This is a genomic window from Mycoplasma sp. 1573, assembly GCF_053851775.1.
Genome location: NZ_JBSQBG010000002.1, coordinates 157,932 through 177,525 on the forward strand (window position 1 = coordinate 157,932; position 19,594 = coordinate 177,525).

The following is a 19,594-nucleotide window of genomic DNA, read 5'->3' on the forward strand; positions in this document are numbered from 1 at the left end:
GACAATATGTAATTTATTTTGTTATTAAAATCTATTAGTAATATGCGGAAGTGAAAGCGCTAACATTTTTTAATTTAAGTGCTTAATGATTTCTTTAAATAACGCTTCTAGCACCTTTACACATATGCTATTACCACAACAAAAAATCATTTTTTGACTACTTATTAGTTGTGTAGAGTTCACTTTTTGTCAATCTTGATAATCAAAATCAGTGTATAAATATGCTTCCAAAGCATTAATGATTTTCACTTTATTTTCTTCAGGTAAGTAAAGTTTTAACCTACTGTTCGCACCTGAAGCAGTTAATGTTGCGCCATAATTTGTTGCTTGATATATTTGTGCTTCTGAGTTGAATGTTGAATAATTTAATATTTTTGCTTTCACAATATTTTGCTTAGTCTTTTTAAAATCACTTATTTTATACTCATTCATTACATTCAATCATTTGTCGTTTTCTAAATTATGAATAACACTATTTAACGTTTTATTATGTTTTATTTTTTCAGGGAAGACAAAATCTTTTTTGAGTTCATTTTCTAAAATACTTACCGCAAAGACTCTTTCTCTATTTTGCGCGCTACCATAATCAGTAGCATTTAAAACTTTTCAATATGTCTTATATCCTAAAGTATTTAAATAATCAATTCACTCATTAAATTTATTAATAAATTTTCACTAACGCCTTAACATTTTCTAAGACCAGGACTTTAGGTAAGTTATTTTTGTTATGTTCTAGAATTCTTTTAACTTCATACAAAAGACTACTTCTTGTATTTCCGTTAAACCCCAATTGCTTACCTTGTAAACTTATATCTTGACACGGGAATGAATATGTAAATATATCAACTTTTTCAGGTAAATGCTTAACACTTAAAATGTCGGTATAACTAAGAAAATCTTCTTCTCTTTTCGCCCCATATCTTTTTTCAAAATAATCATTATTAATAAAAGAATATAAATAACTAAAGATTGCATTTAATTTGTTTACTGACAATTTCTTGAAATAGTCCTTAGATACTTTTGCTTTACTATCATTAGAAAAATTAAACTTAGAAAGTAATCTTATTTGTTCGTTGGAATCAATATTAAATTCAGGTTCCAAAATACCATAATTAATTACTTGATACGAAACTATAGCGTCTATGTATCATTCAATTTGTCCTACTGAAACTGCTTCAATATCTAATTCGCTAGATATATTCTTAAGCGCCTTATATTGTGACCCTATACCACTAAACGCTTCATACAATCTTATTTTCTTCACGTTCTTCTAACTTTCTTTCTTTATAATCTTTAAGTTCTAAAATAAGACTCATAACATTTTTAAGTGTTCTAAGTTCTATTGCATTACCTGCTAGTTGATAAAGAATGCTATTCGGGTAATTAAATGCTAATTTTTGCTTATTGTCAGGTACTGAAACAAAATAATTAAAGACTTTATCAAAATCCTTATAAGTATCTCAACCCATTAATTTAAAACATTCACGTGGAGTCAAAAGTCTATAATCTAAGTAGTCAGGATTATTTTGTTCCACTTTAACGCTTGCAGTATTAGGAAATCTATCTTGTTTTGTAGTAACAGTCCGGGTTTTAGTACTATCTTTGTCTAAAACAACTCCTTGTTCTACCATTTTTCGACGCGTTTTTGTGTCTTTCATTATTGCTTGACTATTCTCATACTTAAATTTATTGTTACCAAAATCAATAACCTGTTTAATGTCTTGTTTATTGCTTTTATTCCTATTAACAATATCTTGAAATAATTCGTTTATTTGTTCTTCTTCTATGTTATCCCACAACCCATTTTCATTAAACACACTAATAGCAAAAAGTCTTTTTCGTGATTGTAATGCTCCGTGTTCTTGTGAATTTGACACAATATCAAAAGTCTTATATTTTAAGTGACTTAAACTATTTTTTAATATTCGGTATTCACTTCCATATTTAGTTTTTAACTGACTCACGTTTTCAAGTAACAAAAAGTCCGGTTTATCATTCATTTCATTCAATATTCGCATAACTTCCCACACAACACTAGATTGCGAGTCCGTACTCATTATTCCTTTATTTTCTTTAAAGTTAGCATTACTTAAACTTTGACACGGGAATGAGTAAGTTAGTATTGAATTAAATGTGTTTTCATATTTTTTGTCCTTAACTTTAATATCTTCTACTACTTTTTTAATATTATTTTCAACTTGACTACCTTTTGTTTCGTATATATCTAAAAATGCTTGATTATTCACCAAAGTTTCTATCAATCTATTAAGCATTCAATTATTAAATTTATTTACCGCTTGAGAATTAATCGATTTTGAGTTTGTTGAAAACTGTTTATCTTTTAAAAAATCAATTTCTTCCTTGCTTAATTTATCGTTTTTAATTTTATTAATCAATCTATCATTTTCAAGTTGTTCCGCTACAAAATCAGCAAAAACTAAAGCATATGGATTTCATTCAATCGTTCCTGCTCGATAGACACTTTCTTCTATTTCACTTTCATTTTTACTACGTTCTTTTTGTGCTTGTTTTAAAGCAATATATTGCGATCCAATTCCACCAAAAACTTCAAAAAGCACAATATTATCTTTTTTATTCAATATTTTCCCTTTCAACTGTATATTTCATTTGTGATAATCTAACTTCAAAATCTTCAATATAATCTAATAGATATTTATATTTATGATTAATTAAGTAGTCGTATTCTTTAGTGAGTAAATTACCAATCGTGTCAATTTCATTTAATGTCAAGTTTTTATCCAACTTAAAACTTATAAAAGCAATTTTTTTAATATTACTAAGTTGATAATTTTGTAAATTTTCATTATTATCTTCACTATTGCTTTTAATCGGAATAGCATTAAATGTGTCTTCTAAAACCTTATAAAAATCCTTAAGAAAAAACTTTCCATAATTACTCAATTTAATTGCTATAAAACAGTTCACACATTTACTCCATTTAATCTAGAAATCCTAATTCGTCTCAATTCAAAACCGGTTCTTTTCCTTTAAAGTTTTCCCCTGTTGAATATCCATTATCTATATGAGTGTTAGTTGAAATATCATATTCTTGCTCCCTTTGTGACTCGTTTCCATACTCGAAATTGTTTCTTCTATATCCATAATCTTGTTTTCAATAATTTTCATTTTCATTTGTCAAGTTTTCATTATTTTCTAAAGTTAAGTCCAATTTTCTAATATTTGTTGCTACAAACGATATCTTCATATACTGTGCGTTAGGGTAATTAATAAAAGTCTGTTTTACATTACCCTTTACCACCACTAAGTCTCCTTGTCTTATTTGATTAGTGATAAACGTACACACATTGCTAAAACCATATATTTTGTGATTACCAACAATATACTTATCTTCAACTGCAACATTGAAAACTGCCATTTTTCTATTGTCTTGTAAATTTGAAACAGTAGGATTGTCAATTACTCTTCCAATTAATGTAAATTCAAACATTTCTTACCTTTCTTTATCATTCTTTTCTTCTTCTATTCCACTTATATCTTTTTCTTCAATATGAATATTTGCTAAGTCAATTTCTTCGTTATATTCCGGGTTTCTTTTTTCTTCTAAAAGCATTGCTTTATAATCTTCGAAATCAAAATCTAAGTCTTCGCTTGCTTCAAAACCAATATTTCTTGTTTTGTGATTATTTGTTAACTTAGCAAGTACTTCTCTTTCTCTACTTGTAATTCTCCGTTTAGTTTTTCTACTAATTGACTCTTTTTCTTCTTTTTGTATATTGTTAAAATCCAATTTTTTCATTGTTTTTATGTCTCATACTTCATTATTATTAGAATTGCTTCTTTGTCTTTCTCTGAGTACAAAATCTTCAATTTTTAAGTATTTTCAAGCAGGTTCCGGTTTAAGTGCTAAAGGTTTATTGGTTCCACTAAAAACAATTACCATATCTGAAGATTTGAATTTCAAGTCGTTAACACTCAAAAACTCTTTTTCTTTTGTATACGTTTGATTATTGTCACTTTCTTTAACAACTTCCACTTTTCCAGCAATCTTTTCAATTTCTTGAAGCGTATTAACATTATTCGTCTCCAGGAATATCAACGTTTTACATTGTGACTTTATAATTTGTCCTTGTTCCTTATTTTTTGCTCCAAGTTGTTCGAAATCTTGGACTACAATCATAAAGAAAATGTTTCTTGACCGTGAAATTGAAAGTCAATTTCCAAGTTTATCTATTGGGGGTATACTAAAGTATTCTTCTAAGACAAAATTTAGTTGTCTTTTCAATTTACCTTTAGGTGATTTATCCGCTTTTTCTGTCGCAGTCTGATAAATTTCTTTAATGAATAAAGGGACAAAAAATAGTAAATTATCTTTTGAGTCGTTGTAAGTTATGTAAATAGCAAAAGGTTTATCGCTTTCTAACAATTCATTAATTTTGATATCGTCTTCTGCCATTAACTCTTCAATTTCCATTTTCAAGAAATTATTTAAAACTGCAGTAGCATTTCCTAAGATACCCCCTAAAGTTACGTCCGGTAAAGAAGCGTCACTTTTAATATCATTTGCTAATTGATTTCAGTACTTGTTATTATTTTTATTTTTCTCAACAATTGATATTCATTCACTTTTTGTAAACACTTCACTATCTAACATATTTCTAAAGGTAGTAAAGTTATAAAAATCGAATTTAAAGTCAGGGTTGATAGTACTTAAAAACAAAAAGAATTTAAGAATTGAGTTAGTTAAGTTTTTTGCTTTTAATCCCCAAAACTCGTCCGCTTTACTACCCCAATCTAAGTTGACAATAATCTCTTGAATTTCACTTAGTGCCTTATCATAATCAAGATTTTCTTTTAAGGTATTGTCCGAGTTTCAAAATATTCTTCATATCTTTGCTAATGGGGTTCAACGGTTAGATAGAAAAGGATTTTTTAAGTTCAATGTTTTAATTTTGTACCCTTGTTTTTCTAAAAAACTCCCAGTACGTCTTAAAATATCCCCTTTACTATCGTTTATTATTAAATTCGGTCTTTTATCGTGACTTAAACTTGCTTGATAAACAATATTTGGTATAACAACTTTTTCCGTTTTTCCACTACCACTAGTTCCAATAACTAATGCGTGATTGTCCGACGTATCAGTAAAATATCCTTTAAACTTTTTAGAATATCCAAAAGCGAAATTATTAGTTCAAGTAGACTTAGCATTATTGCTTTTGAATCATTTTTTAACTTGTTTTTTAAGTCTTCAATTTTCGAATTCATTAAATAGTCAACTCATTTTCTTTTTATTTTCAAGTTGTTCCGTTTTACCACCAACTAATTGACGCAAGAAATTACGGAATCTAGCACTTTGAAATCAATAAAAAGTAAAAAGACTTAATAATAATGAAATTAAAAACATAGGACTAAAAGACTTTAAGAAGTCTTTATCAAAAATCGCAACACAAAATGAATTTCAATAATTTTCTTTTTTGTTAATATAAGAAGATATATTATTTTTGTATAACAATACATAAAGCGCATAAAATAACAATCCAAAAACAATAAACAACAACGCAATACCAATTAAGTGTAGAAAAAACTTTTTAATAACTTAACCTTTCTAATATCCGCGGCGCGCTTTTCAAGTTGCTTTATTGATTTTGCTTTTTTCTCTTCTATTAATATCGAAAATAATTTCATTAAACAATTTATCAATAATCTTTTTACGCTTTTGCTTTTTCTTGTCTTCTTCAATGTCTTTTCAATCTTCTTTTTTGTAACTTTTAATATTGTCTAAAAACCTACCACTATCTCCACTAATTGCGCTTTTGATAATAATGTTCCCAACGAATTTTTCAAAATTATCTTTTTCTTTATTAATTGCTTCCATAACCTGCCGATTTGTAAAAGTATTGTTAGATTTTAAGTTGTTTAAGATATCAAGTTTAGTTGTATATTCATAATAAATTTTTTCAAAATATGGATTATCTTCCTTAACTGCTTCAAAAATTTCTCATACTGCTTTTTTAACGGTTTCATTTTGTTTAGCATAAGAAACATTTCTAATCCCTTTAAGTTCATTTCTTATAATTGCTATATCTCCTAACACTTTATTTTTTTCGTCACTGTTAAGAGTATTAACAATGTTTTTCAACTCTTCCCTTAAATTATTCCTTTGCTTTCATATTTCATTTTTGCTAGCATTAATGTTTTCATATTCTTGACTTTGTGCTATTCTTTGATATAAAACTCTTTTAAACTTATTATTACTTGCTTTATCAATGAAACCCCGCTTCCGTCAAGACTTACCATTTTCATAAACTTTTTCTTTTTCTCAAAAAGCAATATGTGCGTGGGGTCAACTAGTATTACCGTGTAGCACTCAATAACCTGTTATATTTTGTCAATCAATACTACTCCCTTTTAACAACCCTTTTAAACTAGGTTCCAAAACTTTCTTTCATTTGTCCGTGGTAATAAATTTAGTGTCAATTCCTAACTGTCCTAAGTTGACAAACATTTCATAAACAATTTGTTCGTTATCAATTTTTCGCATTTCTTCCTTGACTTCTTCCTTTGAAAATTTACCAGGTTCAAAAAGTCTATTAAAATCCTTGGTATTTCGCTTACTCATTTCTTGCGTCTGAGTTCTCATAAATGCTTGTAAGTCCAACTCACTTGCTTTTCATTGTTCTATCAAGTCAATATCTTCGGGTTCGCTTATAATTGCGCTTTTGCGTCCAACATAATCCGCTCAACCCCCTAATTTGTAAAACTTAGTATCGTGCACCACTCCCTTATCTAAATTTTTTCAAGGAGTAAAATTTATTTTGGTAATAACTCTAGGGTCGTCGTGAAAACTTTTATCCGCCATACTAAAATTCCCTTCAACAAAAAAACAGCCGCAAATGCGACTGTCTTACCCTTACCCCTAGTTTTTCTTATGTTCCTTATTTTTTCTTATTTCTTGTCTTAAATACTCTAATTTTGAAGAAGCTAGCAAGTCATTATATTTTTGCAATAAGTCATTGTATTCAGTTCTCTTTACTTCGTCAGTTTCCATCAAGGTATCTATAGTTGTTGTTTTGGTGTTGATTTGTTGATTGATGTCAGTTAGGTTGACATGTTCAAGAACCTCTGAGTTTGAATTTTGTAACTTTTCAGTATTTGTTTGACTCAACAGACTGTACTTGTTTTTAAGATTTTGTAAGTCAATTTTGTATTGTTTTTTCTCTGCAGTTTTTAAAGCATTTTCTAAGTTACTTGATGCTTGTGAAAGAGCACTAGTTTGGTTATTTAAATCCAAAATTACAGGTTTATTTTCATTTAGAACACTATTCAATTCTTGTTTTGTGCCTTCGTCATAATTTTCATTAGCAAGAAAATCATCAATCTTTTTAATTCAATTTAAACCTTGGTTTTGAATTGATACTTTTTGCAACATTGTGTTTGAAGAATCGATAGTATTTTGAACTGATTTAATTTGTTCTTCAGTGATATTATCAGCTTCTAAAAGTTTGTTAACTAAGTCTAAATTTTGTTGAGCAATTTGTTTTAAAGGACTCAAATTTTGTTTTGGAATGTCGTTATATTCTTTTGTTAGTTCTTCGGTGACTTTTGTTAGAAGTTTTTGGCTAGGTTCTTTCAAAAGAGCTAGTTTTGCTTTTAAAGAAAGAAGTGACATTTGTTGGGTAGGAATAACTAAATCATCACTAGTTTTCGTATCATCATTTAAAAGTTTGTTAAACTGGTTTTTTAATGCAGAAATGTCAGATTCTAGTTTTGTAACATAATCTGGTTTAGGATCTAAGTTAATATTTTTTAATGATTCATCAGCTTGCTGTGCAAATTTTTCAAATTCTTGCATTTTTGTTGCTTTATAGTAAGCATTTTGTAATTTTTGACTGGAAGCATCATAAATTTGTGTTGTTGGGTTTTTGAAATTACTATTAGCTTTTATAACTTTATCAAGGTAGTTGAAAATATTAGTTTTATCTTGATTTTCACTTTGCAATTGTTTATCTTTTGCTAGTCACTTTTCATAATTTTCTTTTGATAAAGTTTCAAGTTCTTTGACACGTTTCTTAGCATCTTCCACAGTTTTATTTAAAGCCAAAATTGCTTGTTCATATGGTTTTCTGTAATTGCTATCGACGCTATTGTTTTGTTCTATTGCTTGTGAAAGGTTTTTAATTGCTTCAGATAGTTCATCTTTTGGATTTTCAGCATTCAATTTCTTTAAAAAGCTAAGAGCTTCATTAGCATTATTAAGTGCTTGAGTGTAACTTGTTTTTACTGTGTTTAATTTGTTTTGTAAAACAGCTTGAATTTGGCTAGTTGTTGCGTTTAATTTTTCTGTACTTGCAACGTATTGAGCTACAGTTGCATTATCGCTAAGAGTATTCGAATTAATTACTTCTGGAAGTTGAGTGTTATAAGGGTTATTATTATCAGGAGAATCTTGGATAAATTGATTTAGATTTTTAGCATCATTTAGTGCTTTTAGATATAGACGCTTATTAAAAGTGGTTTCGTTTCTTGTAATGGCTTGATTCAATGAATCAATCAAACCTTGTTTTTGACTTAAGTCAGCTGATGGGAAGCTATTTTTATCTTTTTCTATTTCGCCATTTAAATCTTTAATCAAATCATCAGTTTTGACAGTTTTATTGGCTTTTAGTTTAGCCAAAAGTTCATTAGCTTTTTGTAAGGCCAACTCGTTTTGAATATTCAGACTTTCTTCTTTGTTTTTATTATCTTGTAATTTTGAAATTAAGTCTTCTAGTTGTTTATTTTTTTGTCCTAAAGTTTTTATTGAATCTGGATAATTTCCCTTATTGTTTTCAATTGTTTTTTGGACATCTTTATCATTCTTATCTTTATTTAAATCTTGTGCTTGTTGTGCCAATTGTCTATTTTTTGCTAAAAGTTGTTGCTTTTTAGTGTCGACTTTGTTTTTAATATCTTCTAAAAGCTTTTTCAAATCTTTGGTTAAATCATTGATCTTTTTATCATCTTTTGAATTGATTGCATTTTGTACTTGTTTTTGATTTTCATTAATTTTGTTTTCTAAATCTTGTTTTTCGTTTTTATCTAGATTGTCTTCATTATCTTTAATTCAAGAATTCAAGTTATTTAGTGCTTGCTTATTATCTTCAATAGCCTTTTGTAAATCTTGTTGTTTTTGCTGCATTGCTAAAAGTTTATTTTTAGCTTTTTGCAATTCATCTTGCAATTCTTTATTGCGAGTATCGATAACATCCTGGCTTTTGTAACCTTCATATTCACTATTGATTGATTGGTGTATCTCTTTTAACTCTTTGAAATCATTGTTTTGATTATTTTGTGTTAAAAACTCATTGCTTTCTTGCAATGTTTTCTTTAAAGTTTCAAAATCAAGAACTGGCTGATCGTCTTTGTTTTTACTTTCTTGTAACTTCGATATTAAGTCTTCTAGTTGTTTATTTTTTTGTTCTAAAGTTTTTGTTGCGTCCTTGTCATTTCCTTTATTGTTATCAATTGCTTTTTGACTTTCTTCATCATTTACTTCTTTGTTTAAGTCTTGCGCTTTCTGCATTAACTGTTTATTTTTGGTCAAAAGCGATTGCTTTTTATTTTCTAAATTCTTTTGTGCGTCTTCTAAAAGTTGTTGCAGCTCTTGAGTTAAATCATTGACTTTTTTATCATCTTTTGCATTGATAGCTTCTTGAGTTTTATTCTGATTGTCATTAATTTTGTTTTTTAAATCTTGTTCTTCATTTTCTTCTAGGTTGTTTTTGTTATCTTCAATTCAAGAATTTAAATTTTCAAGACTTTGTTTGTTGTTTTCAATAGCCTTTTGTAAATCTTTTTGCTTTTGTTACATTACTAAAAGTTTATCTTTGGCTTTTTGCAATTCATCTTGCAATTCGTTATTACGAGTATCGATAATATCCTGACTTTTGTATCCGGAATATTCATTGTTAATTGTTTGATATTTATCGTTTAGAGTTTCAAAATCATTATTTTGATTGTTTTGAGCTAAAAACTCATTGCTGTCTTGCAATGTTTTACGTAAGGTTTCAAAATCTTTAACAGGTTCATTTTCAACACTTTTAGCACTTAACAAATAGGCTATTGAACTACCTGCTGCAATAGCACTGAGAAGTGATAACAAAATGGCATATTTTTTGGTTTTCTTCATAATTCTCCTCGCTTTTAATATTTAAGAAATATTATCACAAAAAAAAAAAAAAAAAGTAATGTGCCTTTAAAAGGTGAAACATTACTTATTTTGACTACTTTTTTAAGTTTTTTTGTGCATTTAAATTACTTTTTAAACATCGAGGTACGAAAATCATTAGTTGCAAAAAGGTATGCTTTAAATAAGAGTTTTTTAAGTCTATCATATTCACCTGAACCTAGTTTTGCTAGTGTTAGATTTTTGTTGTCATAAGTAATTGCTTGATTAATTAAATTTTCAAGCTGAGCAACATTATTAATTATGATTTGTTGATCGGTGATTTCTTTACCAAGTTCATAATTGATAGTTATAGGTTTAATAAAATTCTGAGCTGCTTTATAAGCATTGTTATACATGGTCTTTTTAAAGTCAGATCAACTATTGAATTTATCTTTTAAAATAGCATCGAAAACTTGCTTATCAGTAACAATTTTTTGGTCGTAATAATCTTTTAAAGTGATTGCTAACTGATTCGAAACATAAGGAATAAACCCATTGTAATATCCCTTGTAGGCTAGTAATTCGAAAGCCATTCTTTTGAACATAAACGATCCAGGAGCGCCCTTTGGATTGTCAAGGGCTGCTCATATACTATTAGTCAAGCTCACTTCATTATATTCATTTCTGGAAAAGAAACTAGTTTTACGATTTTGATTTCTAATAGAAACGATATTGTTATCGACAAGATCATCAACAGTTTTTAAATTGTTAATAAAATCATCAGATAAATTCATGTCAATTACATTATTAGCATGTGAATAATCATTGTTGATTTTTTCTAATTGATTTGATACTTGGAAAAATAATATTTTCTTTGTTTTAAGTGGTTGTTTTAGAAGACTTTTTGCTTCTAGATATTCGGTCAAATAAATAAAGTCAAAAACATTATGCATATAGTTTTGCAATGCTGGGTCACTGCTGAATTGACTTAGTGGATTTGAAACTTGGTATCGTTGTCTGTTGTTAAAATCAGTTTCAAACGAAAAATTGATACCGATTATTGACTCATCAAACATTGGATTTCGCAGCAGACCTTGGGCATAGGCTTCAGCTCCCATTCCGCTTCTTCGTCCATAACCTAAAAAGTACGTACTTCCATCTAAATTATGAGTCGTTTCGTGTGTAAAAATAGTATGTCCGTCGGGTGTTAATATTTTTCTGAAAGTGAAATAGTTTTCATGACTTATTGCATAAGCACCAGCTGTATATAAATATTTAATTCCTTTGTTAATAGGACTAAAAAATTCTTCAATAGAAGGGCAAGACGAATTTAAATCTTGTCACCCTTCAGAATTTTCAATGTTACTTTGTTTAACAAATAAATAACCGTCGAATGTGTTTACATAATCAAATAATTTAGTTCTATCTTGTTTGTTTAATAAGTGATATCAGAAATCAAAATAATTACTTTGTCACTTGGCAGCATTGTTTATCATAGTATGAATGTTTTGAATATTATTTTGGACGTTTACATTGTCATTTAAATCAAAATATCGTTCATATGAACCAAAAGAAAGTGAAGATAAGGTTGAAATTATATACATGCTTTCTTTTGATAAAGTTAACAAGGGCAATAACATTTGACGATATTTAAACTTAGAATCACTAATCCTATCAAACACTCCGATACTGTATGGCTGGTTAGCTTGCATTTGCAATATTTTTAGTTCGCTATCTGAAGTAAAAGCCTCAACAATATATGCTTTTGAAGACTGTTTTAGTCATTCATTATTCGAAAGATTAGGCACTAACATTTTTCTAGTATCAACAATAAAGTCAAAAAGCGATTTTTTATCTAGTTTAGTTGCTAGAGACTTCAAAAACATTTCCACATTTAACTCTGGTTTGAAGAAAGAAAAATCAACTTGACTAACTTCTATTAATCAATCCAATAAACTAGTGGTTTGAATATGTCAGAAATGTTTATAAAAAATAAGTAATTTTGTCAAGTGAATTCCTGCAAAATCTATTGAATACCATCTATCAAAATAAGAGTAGTTAAACAATATGCTAAAAGAGTTTTGAGCTAATTTTTGTACATAAAACGAAGTAATATCTTCACTATTTGCAGCTATTGCATTACTTTCAAGAATGTCTTCTAGGATCGTCACTATATTTTGCTTGTTTTTCAAAAATGTTTTTTGCAAATGCAGTGAAGAAGAAACATCAACAAAATTTGAATCAAGATTGAAATGATTTTTTATTTGTTGCCACGAAAAATCTAGACTCATAAAATCATCTTTTACTTTTTCAATAATATTGTCAGATTTTAGGTTTGAAACTAGTGGTTGATAATATAAATCTAGTCCAGATATTTTGTACTGATAACGTTTTTGTAAACTTGCATTGTTTTCAAGACTAACATTCACTTTTTCGACAAATCCATCTTCATATCTGATTAGGATTCTGTTAATATCTGAGTGATTTTTGTTTAAATTGACAACAACTTCATTTTCATTTAAAGGAACAACTGATGTGATTTTTTTGCAAGCTATATGGCTGTTTATGTCAATTTTGTTTGCTAGTGAAATTGTTTGTTCTTCAGTCAGGAATGGAGCTAATAAACTAACATTTTGATAAACGACAAGGTTTTTTTCTTTGTATGCATCATTTTTGCTAAAATCAACATTTCGTTGATTCAAATTTTTAATATTTTCCGGTTGCTGATTACCAAGTGGTAAAAAGATAAATTCTGATGCTTTAACTAAGTTTAAGTTACTTATATCAAAGCTCACTTTTAAAAGGTTTTGAAATTTCGAAATTTGAATGATAGGAAAATAAAAAGTGTGATTTTGTGTAAAAATTTCAATAAAAATGTTGTTTTTTGGTATTTTAGAAGAATCTAAATTTGAAATAGACTCATATTTATTGTTAGCATTTTTATAGTAAATTTTTGCATTCAAAATGTTGTTTAACGGTACAACTAAAGAGTCTGAAGACAGTTCTATATCTTTAGAATGTGGCTGTTGTTGCTTAACAAAATTTTCAAGCTCATTTTGCTGAAGTTTAATAAATGAAATTGTATTTTTATTAGAGCATAAATTACGTTTCAAATCCTCAATTTTTTTGCTAAGTTTTGACTTAAAAGTATTTCATTCTTCTTGATTAAGATTATCATCTTTTGGTAAATTGATCAGTTTTTCAAATCTTGAAAACAACTTAGTTAAAGACTCATTTATTTCAGTGTTGTAGAAGCTTTTTAGATTAGAAATTTGATTTTGTATGTCTTGCAAGGCTATTTCATCATTTTGAAAATCAAGTGTTATTTTACTTAACGTTTTCTCGATGTTCGTAACATATAGTGGTTTTAATTTTTCTTGAGCAAAAAAGTTCAATAAATTAGTTCTTACTAACGAAGAAAAGATTTGAAATTCTTGAAGTAGATTTAGCTTTTGGGTGAAATAATTTTGTCTATCATGATCGGCATGTTCTGGGTTTATATCTGTTTTAGATTCACTTGGTGCATTTTCATTATCCTGGGTCTTTGTGTCAGTGTTGCTTGTGTTGTTTTCAGTGTTATCACCAGTGTTTTTAATATTTTCCGGATTAGTAATATTATCCTCTTTATTAATGTTTTCACCCTGTTTTTCATCACTGTCGGAATGTTTAGTTTGCTTAATTTCTGAAAGTTTTTTAGCGGTGGATTCTGCTAGATCGTTAATCAATTTCACTGTGTTATCAACTTGATCTTGATTGTATATTTTTAACTCTTTTTGCACCTTTTCGAGCAACTTTTGCAATTCAGCAATTTCCTGACTATTGGCATTATTTTTAACTAAAGTTTCAGCACTTTTGATTGCTTGCAAAAGTTTTGTATAATCAACAACTGATTCATTTGTGTTTTTGCAAGATAACACAAACGATCCTAAAGATAGTGATGATAATGATAAAAATATGCTTGATGTTATTCAAATCTTTCTTCTTTTCGCCATTTTATTCCTTAATTATTAATTAAATTATAGTAGTTTATACAAACAAAAAAGCACTTAGGTTTTGCTAAGTGCTAAATGTTAATTTTCTGTTGAAAGTGAATTAATTAATGAATCAAGAATATTGAAAGCTTTATTAGCCTTTTGTAACGAATCGTATGTTTGAGAATATGAATTGTCATCAAGATTTTCTTGTTTAACTGAAGCTTGATCATAGTAATTTTGTGCTTCGTCTAGTTTTTGCAAAATATCAAAGTATTTTGATGATAGTTTGTTTTCAATTTGTTGTGCTTTTTGTTTGATTTTGCTTACTTTTTTATTATATAAATTCTCAATAACTAGATTTATCTTATTTTGTGTTGATATTATAGCCTGGATGAAGTCATAAGCATTTTTGCTTTTGTTTGTCATATATCCATTTCCATCTTCATAATACTCTCTCAATTGTCACTCTATTCATCAACCTAGTTCTTCATGTTTTGCATACAACTCAGCAACCTCTTGATGATTTGCTTTGATTTCATCTTCTCTGCCTGTTTTTATGAAATCACTATTATCCATTGATGAATAATTTTGAAGTGAACTAATCGATTGATTAAAATCGCTATTTTGTCTTAGCTCGTTTAATAGAGAATCATTCACATTATCTTGCTGTAAACTATTTATTAAATTCTCGTAACTTGACGCAAGATGTTTTATTCTAGTTATAACTGTTCCATCTTTATCTGTGTGTAGAAGAATAAATGTGTAAAATAAACATTTTTTAAGTGTTTCAATTGCTTCATTTGGATCATCTTTTCGATCTTCTGCTAAATAGTCACTGTAGTTTATACATTTGTAATCTTCAAATAATGCTTTCTTAATTAGAGCATATTTATTTTTTAATTTTGAAACAATCTCTTCTTTGTTTTGTTCTCAATTAGGATATGAACTATTTAGATCAAAAAAGTCTAAGAATAATTCAAGTGATTTGAATTGTTTTAAATCTTCATTCTTGATTTCGTTGTAATGTTCGACAACTAAATTGCTGATATTTCGATATAGTTCTGGGTATTCATTTCGATTGTCATCATCTGCATAATTTACTATTTTTGTTCAACTAGCAGTTTTGTTATATGCTTGTTTAATAGCGTCTAAATCTTGCTCATTGTATGCTTGCTCGATTTTTTTGTAATTAGTATCGATTTTACCAATAATGAACATATGATATCATCCTCTTTTTTCGAAATATTCAGAGTCTTCAGCACTTCTTCACATGTCAAAAATGTTTCAACTAGTAATTTGATACAGTTCTGAACTAATGTTACTAAATTTAATTACATAATCATCAGCAACCATTTTTACAATCGCATCTTTAACATCTTGATATTGAGTAGAAGTATTGTAAGAAGCTATTTTTTGTTTTACATCTTGAATATCTTGTTCGACATTAGCTAAGATTCCATGCAAGTCGCTAACATCATTATTTTGTTTGTATTTATTTCAAGTATCAGTTGTATCAACTAAGGCTTTTGTTACTTGTGCTAAAGCAAAAGTGTTAGCAAGTCCTGATTTAAGTGTTGGGTATTCTTGTTTGACTTGTTCCTTAGTTTTAGCTTCAATTTGGGCAATATTGTTAGTTAAATTCAAGTAGTGTGGATAAGCATATAAATAGGTATTTGCTAGAGCTCAAGTTTTAGCTTTTGAAACATCCAATTGTAAGTCTTCATTATCTTTTTCATCTAGAGCAGTTTGGTAATCTAAACCTAGTTGTTTTAAAGTCTGGCTGACAATATCTTTGTTACCGTTGTCATTAGCTTGGCTAAGAACTGTTTGGTCATGGTCTTGAATTTTGGCTTCTAAATCAGTCACGTAACCAGGTTTTGTGTCAGTGTATTTTGATAGAAAATCATTATTAATTTCAGTCTTTTTATCAAAGTATTTTTCTACTTCTTTAGCCAATCCCAATTTATTAGCAAGCGAAGTTGCTAATTGTTTCAACTGATTGAAACTCGAATTTTTGCTATCTATTACGCCTAAACTTGTTGCAAGAGTAGGTTGCAATATATTCTTAGCCAGTTCGCTGGTAGTTGAAGAGTCATTGTAAAAATCATTAGCCTCAGTGTATTTTTGGCGTGTCAATGAACGTTGTGTTTCAGTTTGAATAATACTTTGATAATCACTAAATGCATTAGCAAGCTTAGTTTCATCTTTATCTGTAACTTTGTTACCATTTAGCAACTCGTTAGCAATTTTTAGTGACTCAGTGATGTTATCATTAACTGCTGTAACAACTGATTTTTCTAGACTATTATCAGTCAGTGTTGGAAGTAAGTTTTGATTATTTTTAAACAAATTACTTAAATCAGAAACTGATTTAGCAACTTTAGTTTTGTTGAAAATTAAAACAAGTTTATCTTTTAAGTTGTCGAAGTTTAAATCGGGGTTTTGGTTTATTGTTTGATTAACATCATCAATTATATTTTTCAATGTCTCAAGTCGATCGTTTCCAATAGCTTGGCTGTTTTTTGCAATTCAATCTTGTGCTTCATTACTTTTATCTTGAAGTTGAGCTTTTGAAATTGAATTAACTGCTATTTTTAAAAAATTGTTAATGTTTATTTCAGTTTGATTTGCCTCATTATCCAAGATTTTTGATTGTAAAATCTTGTCTTCAATTTCTTGGATTTTAGTGTTGATTTCACTCACTAACTGTTGACGCACTTTAGCTTCTTCTAATTTGCTATTTAAAGTTTCTAAAGCTTGATTGTTTTGTGTTTGGAACTGACTCACTTCATCTTTTTTAGCATTTAAACGAATGTGATTAAAATAATTTTCTAGGGATGAAACTACATCTGACATTGCTTGTGAGTTTTTGTTATTTTCATCCAAAAGATTATCAATATTAGTTTGTGCTTGAGTTTTCTTATCAGTAATTTGAGTCTTGTATTCATCAGAAATGTTTGGATTTTGTTCTAACCAGGTATCAATTTCTGTCTTTTCTTTTTCAAATTCTTGATAACTTAGTACTTTGTTGCAAGCATTTTCTAAATTGGCAGCCGCATTGGCATAAGTTTTTAATTCTTGATCTTTTAAGTTACTATTTTCTTGTAATCTTTGAGTCAAGTAATTTTTAAGCTTTTCATTGGTTAAAGTAGTTAGTAATTGCGAAACAACATTATGTTGTTGCTCGTATCACTTGTGTGCCACATCAGTCAAATTGTTCATTCTTTGTTTGATAGAATTCATATTTTGAGTCAAATTTTGCACTCTTAGATCATATTGCTTGCTATCTTGGCTAATTAAATTATCATTATCTTTAATAGCTTTAGTTAGTTCCTGGATTAAGCTCTTTAACTCATCAGTTGACTCGTTTGGCATCGCACTAACAAGGAAGTTTTTTAGTTTTTCAGCTTGCAACAAGGTTTCATAATATTGATTCTTAGACTTAATTAGTCTTCTTTGATATCAATATTCTAGCTCACTTGAAATTTTAGTCAGTGAATATGAAGAATTCTGTAAATCAGTGTTACTTGAATCTTTTGTTTGAATATTGTTATCAATTAATTCTTTAGCTTTTGGTGCTAAATCGTTAGCACCTTCTTGTTGTGCTAAATACGCGTATATTTCATTCGCTTTTTTGCTTGCTAACTGATATTTATTATAGAAAAAGTCGTGCTCAACTTCGTCATTAGTTTTTTGTAATTTCTTAACTTCGTTTCAGCGACTTTCATTGTTAGTTAATTTAGGATAGATTTCATTATTTGCATTTATGGCATCTGTGATTTTATCTTTAAGATTTTCGTTCAAAACATTATTTGACTCGTCTAATTTAGTTTTTATGTCCAAAGCTCTATTTAGTTGTTCTTCATTTGCCTTATTAACTTGTAAGTATTCTTCTTTTCGTTTTTGAAGACTTGTTATTATTGCTGAAAGATTATCATTTTTTGCTTGAATGGTTTTATCATTGTCATCTGCTGCAAAAAAGTTGCTTGTTATTGTTTTTTGAATTGGATCATTTTGCAATTTCAAGTCTAAAACTAACTGACTAGCAGTTTTGAAAAGCGATTGGTTTTGTTCTTTTAAATTATTTGTTTGCGCTAATGAATAATCATCTTTTAATTGATTAAATTTTTGTTCCAATGATTGTGCATACTTCAAAATAGTGTCAATATCTTTATTTTTGTATGCTTTGTTAATAGAATCCAAATCATCGGCTATTTGCTTTTTAAGTTCTTGCCAACTTTGCGGTAGTTTATTACCAAAAACTTGCTCAATATACTCTTGAATAGTTTTTACTAAGCTGTCATTTTCGTTTTTGGCATCATTAAGTTTTGAAACATCGTCCAAAATTTTTCTTAATGCTTCAAATGCATCACTTAACGTCTTTTCTAAATATGCACTTTTTTCATCAACTGATTTTTGATCGTAACTTTTATATTGCTTAGAAACTTCTTCATAAACGTTGCGCAACACTTCGAATCCTGGTTGATCTTTGTTTTGTTCCAAAAACGAGTCAACTTTATTAAGAATTTGTTCTAGTTTTGTGTAAACTACTTTCACTCTTCTCTTAGTAGTGTTATAAATAAGGTATGCAATACTTATTGAAATTGCTATTAAACTTAAAGTGCTGACTGAAATCAGCATTTTGCTGCTTTTTCTCATTTTTTCTCCTTATACAATGCAAAAATGTAGCATTGTCATACATAAATTGTAATGCTTGTAAAAAAAGTGTTAATGTTTATTAACAATCTTGACACAAAAAACGCTAGCATTTAGTACTCAAATACTTACTTGTTTATTTATTAGTTATTTCGGTTGAATTAACTCTTTGTGCTATATAATTATTGTTATGAAAAATGAAAGTAATAAAGAAAAAAGTTTTCTAAAATACATTGTTATTGGTTCTATTTTATTAGTGGGTTCAATAATTTCTTTAATTGCAATGTTTGCACACTTAAGATAATCAATTCTTTAAGACATTCGCTAAGGCGAGTGTTTTTTTGTCTAAAAACCGCGAGTAATAAGCTCACGGTTTTTTATACTTGTGTTTAGTGTTTACTTGGATTTTAGTGTTGTGACAAATTCAGTCCTTCTAATGTTTTGGTTCAAGTATCGTTAACAATTTTTGCTTGTTCTTCTGTTATGTTGTTAAGTTGTGCAAAAACAGGCTCTAACTGAGATTTAAGTGTGTCTCAAATTCCAAGTGATTTGTATGCTGTTACAAGTTTGTCGAGTGTTACTCTTAATTTGTCTCTTTCAGGTGTAGTGGATTCTTTTTTGTTTCCACAAGAGATTACTGGTGCTGAAATAGCAATAACTGATGCTAAGACTAATCCCATCGCTAACAGAGTTTTTTTAACTTTTGTCATTTTTTCTCCTGATTTTAAATTTAAAAAACATGCAAATCCTCTTGTACTTACAAAATAAAGTAACAAGAGTAATCAAAGAAATATTAACTAAAATAAACTTCATGAAATCTGAATATAGGAAGTCTAAA

12 protein-coding genes are annotated in these 19,594 nt (G+C 28.4%); all 12 read right to left on the reverse strand.

Going from position 1 to position 19,594, the window contains the following annotated elements; genetic code table 4:
• Window positions 1-69: 69 nt before the first annotated feature.
• The 12 genes from ACWXVT_RS02225 to ACWXVT_RS02280 all read right to left on the reverse strand — a co-directional run bounded on the left by ACWXVT_RS02225 (window position 70) and on the right by ACWXVT_RS02280 (window position 19,466).
• Complete coding sequence (locus tag ACWXVT_RS02225) at window positions 70-666, reverse strand: DNA cytosine methyltransferase (RefSeq protein WP_455968062.1); 597 nt, start codon at window positions 664-666, stop codon at window positions 70-72.
• On the reverse strand, window positions 662-1,264 hold the full coding sequence (gene dcm_N / locus ACWXVT_RS02230) for a DNA (cytosine-5-)-methyltransferase N-terminal subunit (protein WP_455967911.1): 603 nt from the start codon (window positions 1,262-1,264) through the stop codon (window positions 662-664). Before dcm_N ends, ACWXVT_RS02225 begins: the two co-directional genes overlap by 5 nt.
• A complete protein-coding gene (locus tag ACWXVT_RS02235; protein WP_455967912.1) occupies window positions 1,233-2,600 on the reverse strand; it encodes a DNA cytosine methyltransferase in 1,368 nt (455 codons plus the stop codon). The genes dcm_N and ACWXVT_RS02235 overlap by 32 nt, the downstream gene beginning before the upstream one ends.
• Complete coding sequence (locus tag ACWXVT_RS02240; protein WP_455967914.1) at window positions 2,593-2,946, reverse strand: hypothetical protein; 354 nt, start codon at window positions 2,944-2,946, stop codon at window positions 2,593-2,595. The genes ACWXVT_RS02235 and ACWXVT_RS02240 overlap by 8 nt, the downstream gene beginning before the upstream one ends.
• A 13-nt stretch (window positions 2,947-2,959) precedes the next feature.
• Entirely contained in the window at window positions 2,960-3,469 is a 510-nt protein-coding gene (locus tag ACWXVT_RS02245) for a single-stranded DNA-binding protein (protein ID WP_455967915.1), read from the reverse strand.
• 3 nt (window positions 3,470-3,472) lie between these two features.
• Window positions 3,473-5,383, reverse strand: a complete 1,911-nt coding sequence (locus tag ACWXVT_RS02250) for a type IV secretory system conjugative DNA transfer family protein (protein WP_455967916.1) — start codon at window positions 5,381-5,383, stop codon at window positions 3,473-3,475.
• Between the two features lie 201 nt (window positions 5,384-5,584).
• A complete protein-coding gene (locus tag ACWXVT_RS02255) occupies window positions 5,585-6,838 on the reverse strand; it encodes a hypothetical protein (RefSeq protein WP_455967917.1) in 1,254 nt (417 codons plus the stop codon).
• Window positions 6,839-6,895: 57 nt separating this feature from the next.
• The gene (locus tag ACWXVT_RS02260; RefSeq protein WP_455967918.1) at window positions 6,896-9,541 is read right to left on the reverse strand and encodes a hypothetical protein; all 2,646 of its coding nucleotides are present in this window, start codon (window positions 9,539-9,541) and stop codon (window positions 6,896-6,898) included.
• A gap of 282 nt (window positions 9,542-9,823) precedes the next feature.
• Window positions 9,824-10,147 carry a hypothetical protein gene (locus ACWXVT_RS02265; protein ID WP_455967919.1) on the reverse strand — a complete coding sequence of 108 codons (324 nt, stop codon included), beginning with the start codon at window positions 10,145-10,147 and terminating at the stop codon, window positions 9,824-9,826.
• 125 nt (window positions 10,148-10,272) lie between these two features.
• The gene (locus tag ACWXVT_RS02270) at window positions 10,273-14,118 is read right to left on the reverse strand and encodes a ZmpA/ZmpB/ZmpC family metallo-endopeptidase (RefSeq protein WP_455967921.1); all 3,846 of its coding nucleotides are present in this window, start codon (window positions 14,116-14,118) and stop codon (window positions 10,273-10,275) included.
• A gap of 78 nt (window positions 14,119-14,196) precedes the next feature.
• A complete protein-coding gene (locus ACWXVT_RS02275; protein ID WP_455967923.1) occupies window positions 14,197-18,759 on the reverse strand; it encodes a hypothetical protein in 4,563 nt (1,520 codons plus the stop codon).
• 404 nt (window positions 18,760-19,163) lie between these two features.
• Window positions 19,164-19,466, reverse strand: coding sequence for a hypothetical protein (locus ACWXVT_RS02280; RefSeq protein ID WP_455967924.1), 303 nt, complete (start codon window positions 19,464-19,466; stop codon window positions 19,164-19,166).
• Between the last annotated feature and the right edge of the window lie 128 nt (window positions 19,467-19,594).